The sequence below is a fragment of the Acidobacteriota bacterium genome (genome assembly GCA_020349885.1).
Taxonomy (GTDB): Bacteria; Acidobacteriota.
In genome coordinates this window covers 1,080,499-1,100,551 of sequence record CP070701.1, presented here as the reverse complement: position 1 = coordinate 1,100,551, position 20,053 = coordinate 1,080,499, and the positions used below count along the sequence as shown (strand labels likewise).

Annotated in this window: 13 protein-coding genes; 1 reads left to right on the top strand and 12 read right to left on the bottom strand. The window is 61.3% G+C overall.

Annotation, left to right across the window (positions count from 1 at the left end; all coding sequences use genetic code 11):
* Positions 1 to 39: 39 nt before the first annotated feature.
* A complete protein-coding gene (locus tag JSV08_04730) occupies positions 40 to 666 on the top strand; it encodes a hypothetical protein (protein ID UCF81722.1) in 627 nt (208 codons plus the stop codon).
* Between the two features lie 105 nt (positions 667 to 771).
* Here the strand turns inward: JSV08_04730 and JSV08_04725 are convergent, their stop codons facing one another.
* The 12 genes from JSV08_04725 to JSV08_04670 form a co-directional block, all read right to left on the bottom strand.
* Complete coding sequence (locus JSV08_04725; protein ID UCF81721.1) at positions 772 to 2,289, bottom strand: hypothetical protein; 1,518 nt, start codon at positions 2,287 to 2,289, stop codon at positions 772 to 774.
* A 14-nt stretch (positions 2,290 to 2,303) separates the two neighbouring features.
* Positions 2,304 to 3,680, bottom strand: a complete 1,377-nt coding sequence (locus JSV08_04720; GenBank protein UCF81720.1) for a sigma-54-dependent Fis family transcriptional regulator — start codon at positions 3,678 to 3,680, stop codon at positions 2,304 to 2,306.
* 12 nt (positions 3,681 to 3,692) lie between these two features.
* Entirely contained in the window at positions 3,693 to 5,915 is a 2,223-nt protein-coding gene (locus JSV08_04715) for a HAMP domain-containing protein (protein ID UCF81719.1), read from the bottom strand.
* Positions 5,912 to 6,433, bottom strand: coding sequence for a DUF4390 domain-containing protein (locus tag JSV08_04710; GenBank protein ID UCF81718.1), 522 nt, complete (start codon positions 6,431 to 6,433; stop codon positions 5,912 to 5,914). Before JSV08_04710 ends, JSV08_04715 begins: the two co-directional genes overlap by 4 nt.
* 177 nt (positions 6,434 to 6,610) lie before the next feature.
* Entirely contained in the window at positions 6,611 to 7,138 is a 528-nt protein-coding gene (locus JSV08_04705) for a regulatory protein RecX (GenBank protein UCF81717.1), read from the bottom strand.
* Entirely contained in the window at positions 7,135 to 8,310 is a 1,176-nt protein-coding gene (locus JSV08_04700) for a type IV pilus twitching motility protein PilT (protein ID UCF81716.1), read from the bottom strand. Before JSV08_04700 ends, JSV08_04705 begins: the two co-directional genes overlap by 4 nt.
* A 101-nt stretch (positions 8,311 to 8,411) precedes the next feature.
* The gene (locus tag JSV08_04695) at positions 8,412 to 9,341 is read right to left on the bottom strand and encodes a branched-chain amino acid transaminase (GenBank protein ID UCF81715.1); all 930 of its coding nucleotides are present in this window, start codon (positions 9,339 to 9,341) and stop codon (positions 8,412 to 8,414) included.
* A 66-nt stretch (positions 9,342 to 9,407) separates the two neighbouring features.
* Positions 9,408 to 10,556 carry an aminotransferase class V-fold PLP-dependent enzyme gene (locus JSV08_04690; protein ID UCF81714.1) on the bottom strand — a complete coding sequence of 383 codons (1,149 nt, stop codon included), beginning with the start codon at positions 10,554 to 10,556 and terminating at the stop codon, positions 9,408 to 9,410.
* Positions 10,557 to 10,660: 104 nt separating this feature from the next.
* The gene (locus JSV08_04685) at positions 10,661 to 13,918 is read right to left on the bottom strand and encodes a tetratricopeptide repeat protein (GenBank protein ID UCF81713.1); all 3,258 of its coding nucleotides are present in this window, start codon (positions 13,916 to 13,918) and stop codon (positions 10,661 to 10,663) included.
* Between the two features lie 127 nt (positions 13,919 to 14,045).
* Complete coding sequence (locus JSV08_04680; GenBank protein UCF81712.1) at positions 14,046 to 16,061, bottom strand: tetratricopeptide repeat protein; 2,016 nt, start codon at positions 16,059 to 16,061, stop codon at positions 14,046 to 14,048.
* Between the two features lie 72 nt (positions 16,062 to 16,133).
* Positions 16,134 to 18,038 (bottom strand): tetratricopeptide repeat protein, encoded by a 1,905-nt coding sequence (locus tag JSV08_04675; protein UCF81711.1) that lies wholly within the window; start codon positions 18,036 to 18,038, stop codon positions 16,134 to 16,136.
* Positions 18,039 to 18,111: 73 nt separating this feature from the next.
* Positions 18,112 to 20,043, bottom strand: coding sequence for a tetratricopeptide repeat protein (locus JSV08_04670; protein UCF81710.1), 1,932 nt, complete (start codon positions 20,041 to 20,043; stop codon positions 18,112 to 18,114).
* Positions 20,044 to 20,053 lie beyond the last annotated feature (10 nt).

Genomic DNA, 20,053 nt, shown 5'->3' with positions numbered 1-20,053 from the left:
CGGCCTTGACGCGGGCTTAATGAAAGGTATTCTACTTCCATGATTTCCGCGGCGGTCTGCGTGCTTTGGACGGGGGCGATCCTGCTTGCGCAACCCAAGGGAACGGAGCCCCTCGTTCCCGCACCGGTCGCGGCCCCCTACCGGGTCGAGGGGCGCGTCATCGTTTATGAAGCTCTCGGCGTTCGCGCCACCCTCCGCCAGGTCATGCCCAGCGAGGAAGCCGCCTTCTTCGAAGAGTGCACGGGGCGGCGGCAACTCTTGTTCTCTCCCGACGGTACCTCGTCGTTCTTCCTCCTGTTCGCACTCACGCTCCAGAATCACTCGCAGGCGTCCCTGGTTTTCAATCCCGGCTTCATCACGATCAAGACCAACCGCATCGGAGGCATCAAGCCCCTCGACTACGCCGACCTCTATATGCTCCTCAGGGCGCGCCCGCAGGCGCTCGCTGACGCCCAGCCCCTGCTCGAAAAGCATTTCTGGCTTCAGCCGGAGACGCTCCCGCCGGGCAGCGCCTCCTCGCGCCTTTTGGTGTTCGAGCCGCTTCCTACGAAAAAAACGAAGAGCGCTGTAGTGAACTGCGCCTGGCTTCATCTGGGCGGCGAGAGTTTTCACCTGGCGTTTCCTTACGACGTGCCACAGCCTCCGAAGCGCAAGCGGCGTCGTTAGGACAATAGCACGGGCGGCCGGTAGACACGCACCGGCCGCTTTCCCCCGAAGCCGTTCGGGCGGAAAAAATCGCCGCGACCGGTTTTTGCTCTTTCCGCCCTACTACTATCTCTTCTTTTTCTTCTTCGCCTTGATGTCCACGTTCAGGCGCAGGAGGAGGTTGCGCACCCCCTCGATTTCGTCCACATCGACGACGAAGGCATCCCGGACGCGCATGGGGCGCTCCCCGTCGAAGACGATGTCGAAGCGCAGGTATTTGGTCCCGTCGAACCTCTGCCGCGGAACGGTGATGTCGAAATCCCCATCGATTTTCTTCGTCCGGGCAGGTTTGGTCTTCCGCTTTCCGCGCGGTCGGCGGCGGGCGCTTCCGGCGCGCTTGCCCTTGCGCGAACGGGACGGCCCCACGGCCATCTGAACAAGCTCTTCGAGCGTCTTTTGGATGTCGGTCGTACGATCCACCGCAACGTGCCGCACCGGAAGCCCCATGTCGGGGTCCAGATCCTCGGCTTTTGCCTTGGGCGGCCTGGCCTGTTTTCCCCGGGCCTGCTCGAAGTGCACGGTCACGAAGTCCTCATCCACCTGGGGCGAGAACTCCGGCTCTTCGAGCATGGCGCCTTCGTCAAGCTCGGCGAATTCCACATCTTCCTTCTTTTCACCTGCCTCTTCTTCCTCCTCCTCCACGGCGGTTTCCTCCTGTGCTTCGCCAGCTCCTTCCTTCTTAAAGAAGTCCGAAAAAAGCTCCTCCTCCTGCTTCTTCTCGAATTCTTTTTCTTCCGCCGGCCCGGCTGAGGTTTTCTCGGAGAGTCCTTCTTCCTCCTCGGCGAGCTCTTCTTCCGCGGCGCTTACCACCCCGTCCGCTTCGCTTGGAAACGACGCCTCGCGGTGCTGCTCAAGCTGCTCGTCGGGCACGTCGCGCAGCATGGTAAGCGGCACTCGCTCGCGCTCCTTCGGCGCGGGCGCTTCCTCGGGCGGCGGAGGGGGCGGCGGAGGCGCCGCCGCAGCGGGCTTCGGTTTTGCCTGGGCGGCCGACGGCGCCGCGAGCTTCGCCTTGACGGACTTGAGCGTCAGCTTCGTGATGCCTTTGAGGGTCTCAAAGACGCCCTTTCCCTGCTCGGCGACCGCTTCGAAGTATGGGCATCCCCGCGGATTTAGTTCGGCGTTCAGCTCGTCGACCGAAAGGAGGTTCGGCAAATCGCGTTTGTTGTACTGGAACACCATCGGGACTTCGTTCGAGTCGATGTCCACCTGCGCCAGGCTCCGATAGAGCTTTCCGAGATTTTCCTTGTTCGCCTCGAGCATCTCCCTCTGCGAATCCGCGACGAACACCAGTCCGTCCACACCCTTCAAGACGAGGTTTCGCGTGCTTTCGTAGTGCACCTGGCCGGGCACCGTGTAGAGCTGGAACTTGGTCTGAAAGCCCCCGATGATGCCTACCTCGATGGGAAGAAGGTCAAAGAAGAGCGTCCGGTCGGCGTCCGTCTCGAGGCTCACGAGCTCTCCTCGGGAGGCGGGCGCAGTCTTGAGGTAAACCTGCTTGAGGTTGGTGGTCTTGCCGCTCAGGCCCGGGCCGAAGTAGACAATCTTCGCGGCAAGCTGCTTCATTGTGTAGTTGATGAAAACCATGGCGCGTCTTCTGGCTACTCCGGCTGCTCGTTTGGTGAAATCCCGTAGGCGCGAAGCTTGCGGTAAAGATGGCTTCTCTCCACGCCGAGTCGCGAGGCCGTGAGGCTGACGTTTCCGCCGCATTTTTCGAGGCGCGCCGAAATGAGCGCCTTCTCGAACGCGGCGCGCGCCTCGCGCAGCGAAAGGTTCGAGTCATAAAAGGTATCCGCCCCGTCCGCGGGGCTCCCTTGCACGGCGGCCGGAAGATCGGAGGCCTCCACCGCGTCCCCGGGTGCCATGATGAGAAGGCGCTCGATGGCGTTTCGGAGCTCCCGGACGTTGCCCGGCCAGCGGTAACGCTTCATGCGCGCGAGCGCCTCCTCGGAGAACGCCTTGGGCGGGCGGCCGTATTCCCGCGCGAGCGTTTCCATGAAATGGCGCGCCAGCAGGGGAATATCCTGCGTGTGCTGGCGGAGGGGGGGAAGGGAAATGGGAATAACGTTCAGGCGGAAGTACAGGTCCTCGCGGAAGCGCTCGGCCCGGATCTCATCGAGGAGATTCTTGTTGGTCGCGGCGAGCACGCGCACGTCCACCTCGATGAAGCGCGCGCCGCCCACGCGCATAAAGCGCCGCTCCTCGATGGCGCGGAGCGCCTTGGCCTGCGTTTTAAGACTCATGTCGCCCACCTCGTCGAGGAACAACGTGCCGCCGTCGGCCGCTTCGAGCTTCCCCGGCTTGTGCGTCGTGGCTCCCGTAAAGGCGCCCTTGACGTAACCGAAGAGCTCGCTCTCTATGAGCTCGTCGGGAAGCGCAGCGCAGTTCAGCTCCACGAAGGAGCCGTCCTTGCGGTCGCTCTGGGCGTGGAGCAGGCGGGCCGCGAGTTCTTTGCCCGTGCCGCTTTCGCCCGTAAGGAGCACGCTCGCCGAGGAGGCCGCGGCGCGCTCCAGGTCGCGGCGCAGGCGCTGCATACTCTCGCTTTCGCCGACAAGGCAAGGCTCGGCGGCGTAGCGTCTGCGAAGCGAGCGGTGCTCCCGCACGAGCCGGTTGTGCATAATGGCGTTGTGGATGGCGAGCAGCGTCTTCTCGACCGAGAAAGGCTTTTCGATGAAATCGCAGGCGCCCATGCGCGTGGCCTTGACGGCCATCTCGATCGAGCCGTGGCCCGAGATCATCAGGACGGCGCCCTCGAACGAATCCCTGTGGAGGTGTTCGAGCACGTCGAGTCCGCTCATCTTGGGAAGCCAGACGTCGAGGACGATAGCGTCGTAGGCGTGCTCCTTCAAGCGCTCGAGGCATTCCTCCCCCGAACCGACGGCCTCGGCCCGGTAGCCTTCGTCCCGGAGGACGCCGAGCAGGGACGTTTGAATGCCCTTTTCGTCGTCCACGATGAGAATGCGTTCGCGCTGTGGCATCGGAGGAAACCTCTACGCGGGAATCTCCACGGTGAAGACGCTCCCCTGAGGAACGTTTTCCGATACGGTGATGCGGCCGCTGTGGTCCGAGACGATGCGGCTTACGATGGCAAGCCCCAAGCCCATGCCTTTCGCCTTCGTGGAGAAGTAGGGAAGGAAGAGTTTTTCGCGCTCCTCGGGAGAAACGCCGCGTCCCGTGTCCCGCACTTCGACGCGCACGATGTGGTGCTCCTCGTCAAAGGAAGCAGTCACCGTGATCGCTCCCCGCCTGTTGGTGGCCTCGACGGCGTTTTCCAGAAGATTCACGAGGGCGCGCTTGAACTGCTCGGGGTCCCCCTTCACCAGGGGAAGATTCTTCGGAACGCGCTTTTCAAACGAGAGGTTTTCGTGGTGCCCTTCGTAGAGAACGAGCGCCGAATCGATGCATTCCTCCAGATTCATGTCCACCGGCTGGGGGGCGGGAAGCCGTGCGAAGCGGGAGAACTCGTCCACCAAGGCTTTGAGGGCGTTCACTTCCTCGACGATGCACGCGACGCATTCGCGCACGAGGCGCTCGTAATCCGCGTCGTTGGGGCGGTAATTTTTAAGAATGCGCTGCGCCGAAAGGTGGATGGGTGTGAGCGGATTTTTCACCTCATGCGCCATCCGCTGGGCCACCTCCTGCCAGGCGGCCATTTTCTGGGCCCGGCTGAGTTCGGTCACGTCCTCGAGCACCAAGATGGCGCCCGCGGACCTATCCCCACGCTGAAGCGTCTGGGAGGCCACGGCGCTCAGGATCACCCGCACCGTGCGCGCGGGAAGGACAAGGGCAAGATGGCGCTGGAAGGGCTGGGCGGGGTTTTTGATAAAGTCTTCGAGCGCATGCCAGATTTCTTTCACGCCCAGCCGGCGGAACAGGAACTCGGCCGCCATGCCTTCGATGGGCTCCGAGGGATTCAGGTCTAAAATTTCACGCGCCGCCCCGTTGGCCGAGAGGATCGAGCGGTCCGCGCTTATGGAGATGACGCCCGTTGGAATGTTTTCCAGTATGGCCGCGATGTTTCGCCGGCGCGCCTCGAGCTCAACGTTCGCCTGCTCAAGGCTCTCTTTGGAACGCTCAAGCGCCTCTCTCGAAGAAGCGACCTCACGCGTCATCTCGTTGAACGACTGCACCAGGAGACCCAGCTCGTCGGCCGCCTCCACCTCCACGCGATAGTCGAAACGTCCCGTGGAAACGGCATGCGTGCCCTCAAGGAGGGCCTCGATGGGCTTCGTGATGACCCGGGCCAGGTAGAGACCCAGCCAGCAGGCGGAAAAAATAATCAGAAGATATATCGTGCCGTACGTCCAGACGCGGCTGTGCTTGATGGTGCGCTTGCGGAGGCTCAGCTGCTTGTAGGCTTTGTACTGCTCGCCCAGGAGGACGGCCTTCCGGGAAAGGTTTCCCGCCATGGCGGTCTCAAACGCCAGAACGCCCCGGAGCGCGCCGCCGCGGCGGATGGGGGTGAGCACGAGGAGGCGATTTCGGTCCGGCTCGCTCCAGCGCACGACGCGCTCGCCGCGGCGGAGCTTCTCGATATCCTTGCTCAAAAGAAGCACGTCGGATTCTCCCTCGGCAAGCCATGAAGCGGAGACGTCTCCCGAAGGCTTGTACACCGCGGCGCGGCGCACTCCGGGAAAGCTTTGCTCCCGCCGGAGCGCTTTCCGGAGGGCCGAGCGGTCACCCCGCGCGAGCGGGCCCGCCAGCTCGGCGCTCAGGCGTTCGCTTTCAGCGACGGCCATGTGCTTGGCCTGTTCATAGTAAGACTCCGCAATGTGGAACGCGTTCGAGAGCACCGATTCCATCGGGGGGTTGAAAAGGCTCTCGATGTTTTTCCCTATGAGGTCACGCGCCACCCAGAAAAGCCCGATCGACGGCACCATGGCAATGAGCAGGAAGGCCCACAGGAGCTTCGTTCTAAAGTGCGCGCCGAGGATGCCCCGCTTCCGTTCGACGGCAAGTTTGACAAGATTGCGAAAGAGAATAAAGAGAAGCGCGGCGATGAGGATGATGTTCAGGGAGGTGACGGCGTAGAGCAGAATCCCTTCCGAAGACAGCGCCTCGAACCACTCGGGGTGCGAGCGCACCAGTCCGCCGAACACCAGGGCCACCGCGAGGAGCAGAGCGATGCCAAGCGTTGCTATGCGATAGGCGAGCCTCTGCCGGCGGCGCCGCTCCTCGAGATCTTCTTTCCGGACGGATTCTTCCGCGCTCATGGTTTGGAAAGCCGAATTTGCGCCCAGGGCGTTTCGATCGGCCAGGGAAGCACGTGGAGGAGGCGCCGCCCCAGAATCTCCGTGCGCACCCGAATGTGTGTAATGCGGCCGCGCTCCTCGGGCGGAATTTCAAGCTGAACGTTCTCAAGCCGCGTCATCCAGAGCGTGACCTCCTGGAATTCGTCCGTGGACCATTCGTCCACCGTGCGTTCGTCCTGCTCGCGCGTGAGATGGTACTGGTGCGTGAGCGGGTCGAAGCGCACCGTCGTCACGACCGCCCGCGCGACCACCTTGCGATTCCACCACCACCATCGCGGATTTATGGCCTGGATGTGGTGCGTGAAGGAAACGGGAATACCGCTTTCGATCCTTTTCCGCACCTCGTCCGTGAAGGCGTTGAGGACATGGAACGACACCTCGACGCCGCCGCCCTGCTCGCGCATCGTAAGGTCCGCGATCCGGGGCCCGGGATCGGCGTAGGCAACGTTCGCAACAATCAGTCCAACAACTCCACCCATGATACCTTTAGGTATTATCGAGTGTCTCATTTTTACCATGATACCAGCCCTGAGAAAAAGCGCAAATTGTGCCCCCTCTCCCCGATCCCGGCATGGAAAAATAGGATTGGAAAGCAATGCCTCAAGAGATAAGGATTTTTTTCGAGCACCCCGGGAGCGGCAAGTCTCGTCGGCCTCTCACTTTTCGAGGGAGTCGAGCGCTTCGCGGATGCGCAAGGGGCGGAATCCCATGCGCCGCAGGTACGCTATCCACCGGCGGCGCGCCTCCGGCGTGCGGGGAGGGGCCAGGGTACGGACGCGACGCTCGACGGCCCGCCGGAGTGCTTCCGCCTCCGCCTCCTCGTCTATGCCCTCAAGGGCCTGGGAAGCAATGGGGTTGGAGATTCCCTTCCGGAGAAGCTCCCGGCGAATGCGCGCCGGGGCGTACCCCCGGAGCGTGAGCGCCGTGTGGACGTAGCGTGCGGCGAAGCGCCGGTCGTCGAGCAGCTTCTGCCGAACGCATTCGTCCAGCACGCGACGGACGACGGCTTTCGGAAAGCCCCTCTCGCGCAATTTTCGAGCGAGCGCCGCGCGGGGATGGTCCCTTCGCGCGAGAGCGCGGAGAACGTAGTTCCTCGCCTGGGCTTGTGGGGACGCGTCCAGACGCGCGGGGCCGGGCGTTTGTGTTTTACCGCGGTTGCCCTTGGAGACGCGGAGCGCCGTCAAAGCTTCGAGAACTGGAAGGGCGAGTCATCGCCGAACACGTCCTCTTCCTGAGTCCCCGTCTTCATCTCCTTTTCCATTTCCTCCCGCGCCTTGTCGGCCGACGACTCGATGCCCTGGATCTTGAGCTTGAACTCGTCGGCGTTCGACGCGTAGCGCATCGCCGTGTCGAGGGTGATGAGGTTATCGGAGTACAGGCGGAAGAGCGACTGGTCGAAGGTCTGCATGCTGTACTGGGAAACGCCGGCCGCGATGGCGTCGCGTATCATGTTGGTTTTTTCCGGCGTGATGATGCAGTCGCGCATGTAGGCCGTGGAGCGCATGACCTCGACGGCGGGCACGCGGCCGGCGCCGTCGGCTTTGGGAAGCAGGCGCAGCGAGATGATGGACTTGATGATGCCGGCGAGCTGGAGCCGTATTTGCTTCTGCTGGTGCGGCGGGAAGACCGAGATGATGCGGTTGATGGTTTCCGTGGCGTCGACCGTGTGGAGCGTCGAAAGCACGAGGTGGCCCGTCTCGGCCGCGGTGAGGGCCGTTTCTATGGTTTCGTAATCGCGCATCTCGCCCACGAGAATCACGTCCGGGTCCTGGCGCAGCGCGGAGCGCAGGGCGCCCGAAAAGCTCTTCGTGTCGACCTCCACCTCCCGCTGGTTAATGATGCTCTTCTTGTCGCGGTGCAGGAATTCGATGGGGTCCTCGATGGTGATGATGTGCTCGACGCGCGTCGAATTGACGTAGTCGATCATGGCTGCGAGCGTCGTGGACTTGCCCGATCCCGTCGTCCCCGTGCAGAGGATGAGGCCGCGGGTTTCCTCGGAGATTTGGGCGAGCACCGGAGGAAGCAGCAGCTCGCGGAAGCTCAGGATTTTCACGGGGATGACGCGCAGCACGAGCCCGATGGTGCCGCGCTGCTGGAAGATGTTGCAGCGAAAGCGGCCGACCCCGGGAACGCTGTAGGCGATGTCAATCTCGTGATTCTTCTTGAACTTCTGCTTCTGCTTCGAGTTCATGACGGAGAACGCCATCGCGATGGTGTTCTCCTGCATGAGGCGCTTCATGTCGGCCATCGGGGAGAGTTTCCCGTTGATGCGAATGATGGGATGGCTGCCGACCTTCAGGTGAAGGTCCGAGGCGCCCCGTTCGACGGCGGTCTTGATGATTTCGTTAATCTGCATCGGTTCTATCTCCCTTTCGAGGTACCATGATACACTGCGGCCCGCGGGTTATCAAATCCTTCTTTGGGCCCTCATGCCTGCAAGCGAAAAAAACGTCCATGCTACGCGTACACGTACGCAAGCCATTTGTGCCGGTCGGGGCGTTCCCCGCGCAGGATTCCAAAAAACTCCTTCTGAAGGTGCTCGGTGACGGGGCCGCGGCCGTTCGAGCCGATGGGAATTCGGTCAATCGAGCGGATGGGGGCAATCTCGGTGGCCGTTCCCGTGAAGAAGACTTCGTCGGCGATGTAGAGCATCTCGCGCGGTATGCGCATGGTCTGCACCTCGTAGCCGAGGTCCCGGGCAAGCGTGATGACCGTATCGCGCGTGATGCCCGGCAGGATGGAGGACGACAGGGGCGGGGTGAAGATCTTCCGGTCCTTCACCGCGAAAATGTTTTCGCCGCTTCCCTCGCTCACGCAGCCGTCCGGATCGAGCGCGATGCCCTCGGCGAAGCCGTTCTCCATCGACTCGATTTTGATGAGCTGCGAGTTGATATAATTCGCGCTGCATTTGGCCATGGCCGGGAATGTGTTCGGGGCCATGCGGTTCCAAGAGGAAACCATCACGTCGACCCCCTTCTCGAGCGCCTCCTGCCCCAGATAGGCGCCCCATTCCCACACGGCGATGACGCACTCGACGGGACACGGAAAAGGATTGACGCCGAGGCTGTGGTAGCCCCGGAAAATGATGGGACGAATGTAGCACTCCTTGAGCTCGTTGACGCGGATGGTTTCGAGGACGGCCTGCGAGAATTCCTCCTCGGAATAGGGAACGGGCATGCGGTAAATCTTGCACGAGTCGAAAAGGCGGCGGATGTGGGCGTCGAGGCGGAAGGCCGCTGGGCCCTTGGCCGTGTTGTAGCAGCGGGCGCCTTCGAACATGGAGGAGGCGTAGTGCAGCGCATGGGAAAGGACGTGGATTTTCGCGTCCTTCCAGTCCACGAACTTCCCGTTGAACCAGATTTTCCCTTTTTCTACGAATGCTGACATAGGCTTCTCGGTTATGGATTCCCTTATAAGCGCCCGTCGGCATTATACGTAGCGGTGAGACATACGTCAACTGCCGGCCGCGCCAAACAAGACCTCCATCGTGCGCGCCAAGTCGTCCTCGCCGTTGTAGAGGTGCGGCGCCAGGCGAATGCGTCCCTCGCGAAAGGCGCAGACGACGCCCGCCCCGAGAAGGCGGCGGTAGAGCGGTTTGAGGTCTTCCCCCGGCCGCTCGAACGATACGATGGCCGAGCGTTCTTCAACATCCTCCGCGCCGCACACCTTGAAGCCGGCCTCACGGAGCCGCTCAAGAATGGGCTTCACGATTTGCTTGATATGGGCCTCTATGGCGGGGATGCCTACGGACCGGAGGTATTCGAGCGATGAGGCAAAGGCCGCGAAATGATCGAGGGGCGGCGAGCCGACCTCGAAGGCGCGTCCATCAAAAGGCGGCGCGTAATCGTAGCGCGTCAGGTCGTCGAACGAATCCTCCTTCAGAAACGCCCTCCACCCCGCGAGGGGTGGGCGCAGGTGTTTTCGCGCCTCGTCGGACACGTAGAGCACTCCCGTGCCCATGGGCGAGAGAAGCCACTTGTGTCCCGGAGCGGCCAGGACGTCCGGCAGGGGCCCCCGCCACTCAAGAGCGCCCAGGCCCTGCGCCGCGTCCACGACGGTAAAGACGCTGTGCCTTCGAGCCATGGCGATGATGCCTTCGGTGTCGGCGCGGACGCCCGTCGAGAACTGCACCCAGTCGAAGGCGAGCACCCGCGTGCGCGGCGTCACGGCCTGCTCGAAGGCGCCGGCGCTCAGCACATCGCTTGGAGCGGGGACGAATCGCACCGTCGCCGCCGCTGCACGCGCCGCATGAAGCCAGGGATAGACGTTCGCGGGGAATTGCCCCTCGACCAGCAGGATCTCGTCGCCGGGCCTAAGCGCTACGCCCTGCGCGGCCATGTTGATGCCGTAGCCCGTGCACGACGTCAGGGAAACGGTCTCCGAAGAAACTCCCAAGAGGCGCGCCGCCGCCTCGCGCGCCCGCCGGGGAACGTCGAAATATTCCGCGACCTTGAAGCGGGACGGGTTCTTCCGCCGCTCCAAAATTTCCAGCATCACGCGCAGAGCCCCAAGGGGCGCCGGGGCTTCGCTCGCCGCGTTAAGGTAGGTGCACTCTTTCGTAAGGGGAAATTCCCGACGAATCTCCTCAAGGAGATAGCTCATGGTTTTTTCTGACGGGCGGTAATGAAGAAGAGCCGATCCCAGACTTTAATCAAACACCCTTGCCCCGGCATTATCGGGGAGTGGCGGTCGGCGGTTCCATGAGCCTACTCCTGCCCGGCGGACGGCGCCGCATAGGACGTCGCCTTAGCCGCCCCCATGGCCGCGAGCGCCTCGCGACTTTTGTTCTCGTAGTGAAGCATGTGGATCTTCTGCGCCAGCTCGGCGGCTTCCGCCAGGAGGCGGCTTGCCTTCTCCGTGTCTCCCCACTCGCGGTAGAGCTCGCCCAGGTAGTATTTGGCCCAGAGCGTGGTGTTGGGCTTCATCAGGGTCTCGGCGAGGTGGATGCCCTCCAAGATGTCGGTCACGGCGTTGCGCTCGCCCGCTTGGGCGCGCACGACGCCGTGAAGCACCATGGCGTCGGCCACGAGCGGCTTGAGGTTGTCTTCGCGCGCCATGCGAAGCGCCTCGGCAAGCGCATGCTCGGCCTGCTCCTTCTCCCCCATGGCGAGGTACAGCTCCCCCATGTCGATGAGGTTGCGGGCGATGCCGTAAGCGGAGCCGGTCTCAAGGCTCAGGGCATGGGACTCTTCGAAGTTCTGAACGGCGTCCTCGAAATTTTCCAGGAACCGGTGCAGACTCGCGATGTTGTTGTAGCACGAGGCGAGTCCCAGCTTGTCCTGAAGCTCGTCGAGGATGTGCAACGACTCCGTCAAATAGGCGAGCGCCTCAAGGTACTCGCCCCGGTCGGTGAACAGCACGCCCAGGTTGCTGAGCACGCTCGCGAGTTCGTACTTGTTGCCCGAGTCCTCAAAGATGGTGCGTGCTTCCTGCTGGTACTGCTGCGACTTCTCGGCGTCGCCCAGGCCGTGATAGGCGATGCCGATGACCCGGAGGCATCGGGCGATGCCGAGCTTGTAGTCCGTTCGCCTTGCCTCCTCCAGCCCCTGCTGCCCGAGGACGATGGCCTGGTTGAAAGCTCCCATGAAATGGTGCGCCTCGGCGTGGCGGTCGAGCACGTCAACGAGCAGGGTCGAGTCGCCTACTTCGCGCGCCAGGGCGCCGGCCTTTTCGTAGTCCCGCGCGGCGTCATCGTAGTGCCCGAGCAGCTGATGGGAAAGCCCGCGCCCCAGCAGGGCTTGGGCGCACCGCTTGGTCCACGACGCGTCTCCTTTCGACTCCGCTTTCTCGAGGAGCGCCAGTGCGCGGTTGTAGTGAGTGGTGGCACGCTCGTTATCGTAGAGCCCCCGCGAGCGGTCGCCGGACTTGAGCCAGTAGGCGGCCGCGTTGAGGGGCTGCCCGCCTTCCTGGCAATGGTGGGCGAGCCGCTCGTAATATTCCTCGAGCTGCTCCTTGTAAAGGTCTTCGATGGACTCGGCGATGGCACTGTGGAGTTCCGCCCGGTGCTTCTGAAGAAGCATCCGGTAGGCCACGTCCTGGACGAAGGTGTGTTTGAAGACGAACTCGCGCTCCTTGGCTCCGGGGCGCTCGTAGATGAAGCCGCGCTCGGCCAGGATGGCCAGCCAGTCCTCGAGCGCGTCCTGCACCGGAAGAAGCCGCAGGAGGAGTTTGTGCGAAAACTCCCGCCCGATCACCGAAGCCGCCTGCAGCGCAAACTTCACGTCCGGCGAGAGGCGGTCCATGCGCGCGGCGACAATGCCCTGCACCGAGGTCGGCACGCGCTGTGTGATGAGGCGCTTGAGTTTTTCGGGAGAGCTTTCCGCGAAATCGGGAATTTCCTCCCGGAGCGTGCGCACCACCTCTTCGACGTAGAGGGGATTGCCCTGCGTCTTCTCGCGTATCATGGCCTTGATCTCGGCGTGGATTTTCGCCTTGGCGTGGTGCTCGACCAGGGCGTCGGTGTCCGCGGGCGAAAGCTCCTTCAGATATATGCGCTGGTAAAATTCGTAACGGCCCCACGTGTGCGTGAACGTGGGACGATAAAGGCATACAACGAGGATGGGTTGCGTTTCGACCAGGGGCAGCAGGAACTCCAGAAGATCGAACGACAGCTTGTCAAGGGATTGCAGGTCCTCGAAAATAAACACGTGCGGCCCCTGCGCGGCGAGATGGTTTACGATTTTGCGCACGGCGAGAAACGTCGTCGTCTTGCGCCCCTTGGCGTCGAGGTGGCTGAACGTCGCCTCTTCGAATTCGACTGCAAGGAGCTCCCCGATCGATTGAATCTCGACGGAATGAAGCCCCATCGCGGCGCCCTCCTTCTCGAGGCACTCCTTGGTGGTGGCCTTGCTGTCCTCGGGCTGGATGGAAAAAATTTGCCGGAGCATGTCCACGAACGGGGCGTAGCTGCGGGCTTCGCCCCTGCGCTCCGCGCGGCCTTCGGGGAGGGGAATGTTTTTTTCGCGCAGCCACTGCTTCAGCTCGTATTTGAGGCGAGACTTCCCGATGCCCGCTTCACCCACAATGGACACCAGTTTGCCTTTGCGCGTCTCGATGACCTCTTCGGTCCAGCCGCGCAGGGTGTTCCACTCGCGCGTGCGCCCGATGAGGGGAGGGAGAGTGCTCTCCGTCAGCACGGTCGTCTGCACGGCCTGCAGCGCGTAGGCGGGCACCGGCTCGGCCTTGCCCTTGACGCGCACGGGCTCGCGCTGCTCGAACTCAAAGAGGTGGCGCGTGAGGCGCTGCGCGGCCGCTGACACCAGGATCTCCCCCGGGGCGGCCGCGCCTTGGAGGCGCTGCGCCACGTTGACCGTATCCCCCATCACGGTGTAGGACTTGCTTTCCTTGCCGCCCACCTGGCCCGCGATGACCTCGCCGGCCGTGATGCCAAGCGAAAGGTTCAACTTGACCTCAAGGCCTTTATTCAGAACCTCGAGCGAGTCGCGCATCTGGAGTGCGGCGCGGAGCCCAAGCTCCACGTCGTTTTCGTGGGAGATGGGCGCGCCGAACACCGCGAGCACGCAGTCGCCCATGTACTTGTCAATCGTGCCGTCGTAGCGCTTGATGTCCTTTTCGAGGCGCTCGAAGCAGCGGTTCATGATGTCGGTCACGTTCTCCGGGTCCATGCTCTCGCTCATGGCCGTAAATCCGACGACATCCGCAAAAAGGACGGCCACCTGCCGCCGCTCTCCCGTCATTCGGGAAGCGGCGAGGGAGGTGGGGGTGACCGGTTCCTCGCTCGGTTGCGGGGGAGTCGCGGCGGCAGGTGCGGGAGCGGGTGGCGGCGCAGGCGCCGGGGCAGCCGCCGGCGAAAGGGGCGTGCCGCACTCGCCGCAGAACTTGTGAAAGTCTGGATTGTCGAAACCGCACTTGGAGCAGGCCGTGGTGCGGGAGAGGCGCGTGCCGCAGTGGCCGCAGAATTTGAGGCCTTCGGCGTTTTCTTGATGGCAGGATGGGCACGTCATGACGGTAGAATCCTTCCCCCATGTTTTACCTTAAATTCGCTGTCCCCTGCAAACCGCGCAAGAGTCAATCGGAGAAGGAAAATCAAGAAAGAGAAGGAAAAATACGGCTACCACCCGCCATGAAGCCTCACGGATTGTTCGCGGCGGCTTCGAGGCGCTTCCGCAAATCCTCCGGAACATTAAGGCCGAGCTTTTTCATTTTCTCACACACAATCTTTGCCTCGTGGGGCCTCGATTCGCTCAGATACGCACGGGCCAGGTTGATGTACACTTCCGCCGTCTTCGGCTCCAACTCCACCGCTTTCTCAAAATACTGCAGGGCCTTCGCCGAGTCGCCCAGCTGGCCGTGAGCCGTTCCCATATTGTTGTACAAACGCGACAATCCACCGCCGCCCAGTTCCTGCTCGATTTCGAGGCTTTTTTCCAAATACTCCAGCGCTTTCGTGAAGTCGCCCAAGTTACCGTGGGCAATCCCGATGTTCATGAACGCTTCAGCCATGGCGGCACGATTTCCCGCCTTTTCCTCGATCCGCAAGCGCTCCTCGTAGGCCTTCACGACGTTCCGGTAGTCGCTTGCGTCGTGGAACGCTGCTACATTGCTGAGGGATACGGGCACACCTTCTTTTCCCGCGTACCGGAGGGCCAGCTGGCGCTCCCTTTTGGATTTTTCCAAGTACCCTTGCCTTTCGTAAATATTGGCCAAGGCCTCATGCGGAAGGCTGTTTCGCGGGTACTTCTTGGCCGCGTCCTCCCACACCCTCTTGGAAGTTTTCCAAGTCTGGTTCCGCACCATGACCGATATCGAAAAAACGACCGTGACCGCAAGGAAGGCGGGCACGATTAGCCTGGATAGAGGGGGCGCAAGGCGCCGCCCCGTCCGGGCCCGTCGGCCAGCGTAATCCACCAGAAAGCCCACCGCCACGGCAAAGCCTATTCCGGGAAGATAGACTCGGTGCTCGTTGACGGGAACCCTCAGGGCGATAACGCTTGAGGTCGGAAGCAGGGTGATGAAATACCACAAAACAGCGAAACTCAGAAGGCCGTAGCGCCTGCACAGCTTCCAAGACAGGAACAAGCCGGCGCCGATGACAAGCAGCGAAACGCTGAAGGTTAGATTCAGCAGGCCCTCAGTATCAAAGCCGTGGGAGATGCTCAGGCCCCACGGAAACACCAGAAGCCGCAAGTAAAAAGCCATCGCCTTCGTCTGGATAATCAGATTCGAAAGCACGTCCCGCTTCTCGTAACTCGGCACCAGCATCTTGCCCACCAGCAGCCCCCCGTACAACGCTGTCACGACAAAAAACGCCGCGTGCCGACGAACGAGCGCCTTCACCGTATCCCAGGGCTTGCCCCAACGTGAAATCGGGACACCGATTTCGCCGGGAAGCGCCAGCACGTCCAACAGAACCAACATCACCGGCAGCGTCACCACGATCTCCTTCGACAGCAGCCCCAACGCAAAACAAAGAAGCGAGCCCGCGTAGAGAGCCATCCGGCGCCGCATCAAGGCGCTGCCCGCATAGCCCACGAACAGCCACACGCCGGCCAGGTAAAACGTCGTCGCCAGCACGCTCGAGCGGCAGCTGATGTAGTTGACGCTCTCCGTGTTCAGAGGATGAACGGCAAACAAAAGCGCCGCAAAGAACGCCGCCGCCGTGTTTCCGGACACCCGCCCGTCCCCCGTCACGCTCGAAGCGGGACTTCGGAGGAGGGATCGCAACACCGCAAAGACCAGCAGGCCGTTCAAGACGTGAAGGATAATGTTCGCAAGGCGGAAGACCTCGGGTTTGTAATCGTAGCCGCCGAGGGCGTAGCTGAGCGCATAGGTCGAAAAGAGGACGGGGCGGTAGTGGCCCTTGTCGGAGTGGAGGCTGGTGGTTCGGGCGCTGGCGAAGAAAGAAGGGATGTTCTCGAGCTTTCGTATGTTGGGGTTGTCTATGAGGCTATGGAAATCGTCGTAGAGGAACTCATTATTCAGGGAATTGAAATAAAGAACGGGAGGCAGGACGGCCAGGACGACAATCGCAACCCAGAGGGGGATGGCCCTACCCTCCGCGAGGGCCTCCTTCTCGACGGGCCTCGGCGCCGCACCGGGGGCTTTCGGGGCTGTGCGAGATTTTTTCCTTCGACTCTTCTTGCCCATGAGCGATAGCTACTTATTCAAGGAATGTCAACTATCCATTTTAGGAACGGTTTCTACGCGTGTCGAGAAGCCTCATGGATTTTCCATAGCGGTTTCGAGACGTTCTCGCAAATCTTCCGGGACACTAAAGCCGAGCTTCTTCATTTCCTGAAGGACGCCTCCTGCCTCGTCGATCTTGCCGAGGGCAAGGTAGACTTTCGCAAGATAACGGTAAGGCTGCTCATCATGCGGGTTCAGCTCCACGGCTTTCTGAAGGTATTTCAGGGCCTTTTCGTTGTGCCCTTGCGCCACATAAGCGATGCCCAGATTGTGGTTCGGATGCCAGGCGCTCGGGGTCAGCTCAACGGAAAGCGTAAAGTGCTCGATGGCGCTTTCGTACTCTTTTCTCTTTGCGTAAATTATGCCCAGTCCGTTATGGGACTTTGCCAGCGTTTCATCGGTCCCGCCGTGCCGAACCGCGAACAGAAACTCCTGCTCGGCTTTTTCCAAATCTCCGATCTTCTCGTATTCGAGGCCCAGCGTTTCGTGCGCGTGGACGTTGTTAGGATACTTCTTCACGGCATCCTCCCAGAGAGCGACGGGCGTCTTCCAGACTTGATTCCGCGCATAGACCGCGACGGAAAAGATTCCTACGACGACCACAAAGAGCGGCACGGCGAGCTTCGAAAGGGCCTGCCCGAGACGCCCAAGCGTCGGGGCTGGCCGGAGACGGGTGCGCGCCTCTACCGACTTACTCTGGATAGGTACCGACATGCCACGGGCAAGCTCCAACAAGAACGCTACGGCCGCTGCAAACCCTACCGCCGGAAGATAGGCTCGGTGCTCGTTCACGGGAATGTTCAGAGGCAAGAAGCTCGACGTCGGAAGTAACGTGATGAAATACCAAGAAACGCCAAAACTCATATGGGCCATGCGTTCGCGCATACGCCAGGCTGCGAACACAAGAATCCCGAGAACCGCAAGCGATAGGAAAAACGCCGCGTTTGCCGTGCCCTGCCACTCGAAACCGTGCGACACGCTCAAACCCCGCGGAAACACCAAAAGCCGCAAGTAGAATACCACTGCTTTGGTCTGGATGAGAAGGTTGGAAAGGACGCCGCGCCTTTCGTAAGCGGGTTTAAGGCTCACGGCGAAAATCAGAAATAGATGAGCCCCCGCGATCACCCAGAACATCACGTGGCGGCGAAATAGAGTCTTGAGATCAAAGACTTTCGCGTCAGGACTAAGAATCAAAATATCCAAAAGCATCAAAATCACAGGAAGGGTAATCACGATTTCTTTGGTCAAAAGCCCCAGCACGAAACAAAGAAGCGAGCCCGCGTAGAGAGCCGTCCGGCGCCGCATCATGGCGCTTCCCGCATACCCCACGAACAGCCCCACGCCGGCCAGGTAAAACGTCGTCGCCAGCACGTTCGAGCGGCAGCTGATGTAGTTGACGCTCTCCGTGTTCAGAGGATGAACGGCAAACAAAAGCGCCGCAAAGAACGCCGCCGCCGTTTTCCCGAAAATGCGCCCGTCCTCCGTAGCCGTGCTACTGCGGAGGATGGACCGAAACACGGCAAAGACCAACAGGCTGTTCAAGACGTGAAAGACAAGGTTGAACACCCGAAACATCCCGGGATCGTAATCGTAGCCGCCGAGGGCGTAGCTTAGGGCGTAGGTCGAAAAGAGGACGGGGCGATAGTGCCCTTTGTCGGAAAAGACGCTGGTGGTTGTGGTGGTGGTAAAGAAAGAGGGGATGTTTTGGAGGCCGCGGACGTGTGGATTGTCCACGAGGCTGTGGACATCGTCGTAAAGGAAAGGGTTGGTTAGAGAGCTGAAATAAAGAATGGAAGGCAAGACGACCAGGACGACAAGCGCAACCCAGAGGGGAATGGCCCAGCTTTCCGCGAGGGCCTCCTCCCCGACGGGCCTCGGCGCCGCACCGGGGCCTTTCGGGGCTGTGCGAGATTTTTTGCTTCGGCTTTTCTTGCCCATGAGCGATAGCTACTTATTCAAGGAGTGTCAACTATCCCATTTTAGGAACGGTTTCTACGCGTGTCGAGAAGCCTCACGGATTTTCCACGGCGGCTTCCAGACGCTTCCTTAAATCCTCAGGCACGTGAAAGCCGCGATTCTTCATCTTTTCGCAGACGGCCTCGGCCTCCTTCACCCTCGGTACCTGAAGGTACGCATGCGCCAGATTGATGTACGCTTCCGCTGTCCTCGGCTCCATCTCTACCGCTTTTTCAAAATGCCGGATCGCCTGGGCCGAGTCGCCCAGCCTGCCGTAGGTCGCACCGATATTGGTGTACAGGCGCGACATCGTCTTCTTGTTGCCCAGCTCCTGCTCGATTTCAAGGCTTTTTTCAAAATGCTCCAGCGCTTTCGTGAAGTCGCCCAAGTTGCCGTGGACAATCCCGATGTTCGTGAGCGCTAGGGCCACGCCGGCCCGATTTCCCGCCTCTTCTTCTATCCGCAAGCGCTCCTCGTAAGCTTTCAAGGCGCCCCGGTAGTCGCCCGCCTCGTTGATCAGGTTGATCAGGTTGAGCGACAACGACACGCCTTCCTTCCCGGCGTACCGTACGGCGAGTTCGTATTCCCTTTTGGCTTTTTCCAAGTACCCCTGCCGCGCATAGCTGTTCGCCAGGGCCTCATGGGCATGGGCATTGTGAGGATATTTCCGAGCGGCGTCTTCCCAGAGGGCATCGGGCGTTTGCCACACTCGATTTCGTGCAACGACTATGATGGAAAAAACAGCCATGACGACCAAAAAGAGCGGCGCGACGAACCTGGCCGCAGGGAGGGGGAGGCGGCGCCTTCCGTAATTCATCGCGAATCCAATCGCCGCGGCAAACCCTATTCCGGGAAGATAGACTCGGTGCTCGTTGACGGGAACATACAGGGCGATAACACTCGAAGTCGGAAGCAGGGTGATGAAATACCATAGGATGGCGAAGCTCAGGAGACCGCAGCGCCCGCGCAGCTTCCAGGCCAGGAACAAGCTGGCGCCGATGACAAGCAACGAGACGCTGAAGGCCAGATTCAGCAAGCCCTCCGTATCAAAGCCGTGGGAGATGCTCAGCCCCCGGGGAAACACCAGAAGCTTCAGATAATACGCCATCGCCTTCGTCTGGATAATCAGATTCGAAAGCACGTCCCGCTTCTCGTAACTCGGCACCAGCATCTTGCCCACCAGCAGCCCCCCGTACAACGCCGTCACGACGAAAAACGCCGCGTGCCGGCGAACCAGTTTCTTCACCTCTACGTTTCCCTTCCACGGACTTAGCGCTAGCACGTCCAGCAGAACCAACATCACCGGCAGCGTCACCGCAATCTCCTTCGACAGCAGCCCCAGCACGAAGCAAAGAAGCGAGCCCGCGTAGAAAGCCGCCCGCCGCCGCATCGAGGCGCCGCCCGCATAGCCCACGAACAGCCCCACGCTCGCCAGGTAAAACGTCGTCGCCAGCACGTTCGAACGGCAGCTGATGTAGTTGACGCTCTCGGCGTTCAGGGGATGCACGGCAAACAAGAGCGCTGCGAAAAACGCAAGGGCTGTCTTCCCGGAAAGGCGTCGAAACACGGCGAAGACCAACAGGCCGTTGAGGGTATGAAGGACGAGGTTCGCGAGGCGGAAGACCTTGGGGTCGTAGTCGTAGCCGCCGAGGGCGTAGCTGAGGGCGTAGGTGGAGAAGAGGACGGGGCGGTAGTGGCCCTTGTCGGAGTGGATGCTGGTGGTCCGGGCGCTGGTGAAAAAGGAGGGGATGTTTTCGAGGCTGCGGACGTGGGAATTTTTCACAAGGCTATGAGAATCGTCGTAGAGGAAAGGGTTGGATAAGGAATTAAAATAAAGAATGGAAGGCAAGACGACCAGGACGACAAGCGCAACCCAGAGGGGGATGGCCCAGCTTTCCGCGAGGGCTTCCTCCCCGACGGGCCTCGGCGCCGCACCGGGGGCTTTCGGGGTTGTGCGAGATTTTTTGATTCGGCTTTTCTTGCCCATGAAATAGGAG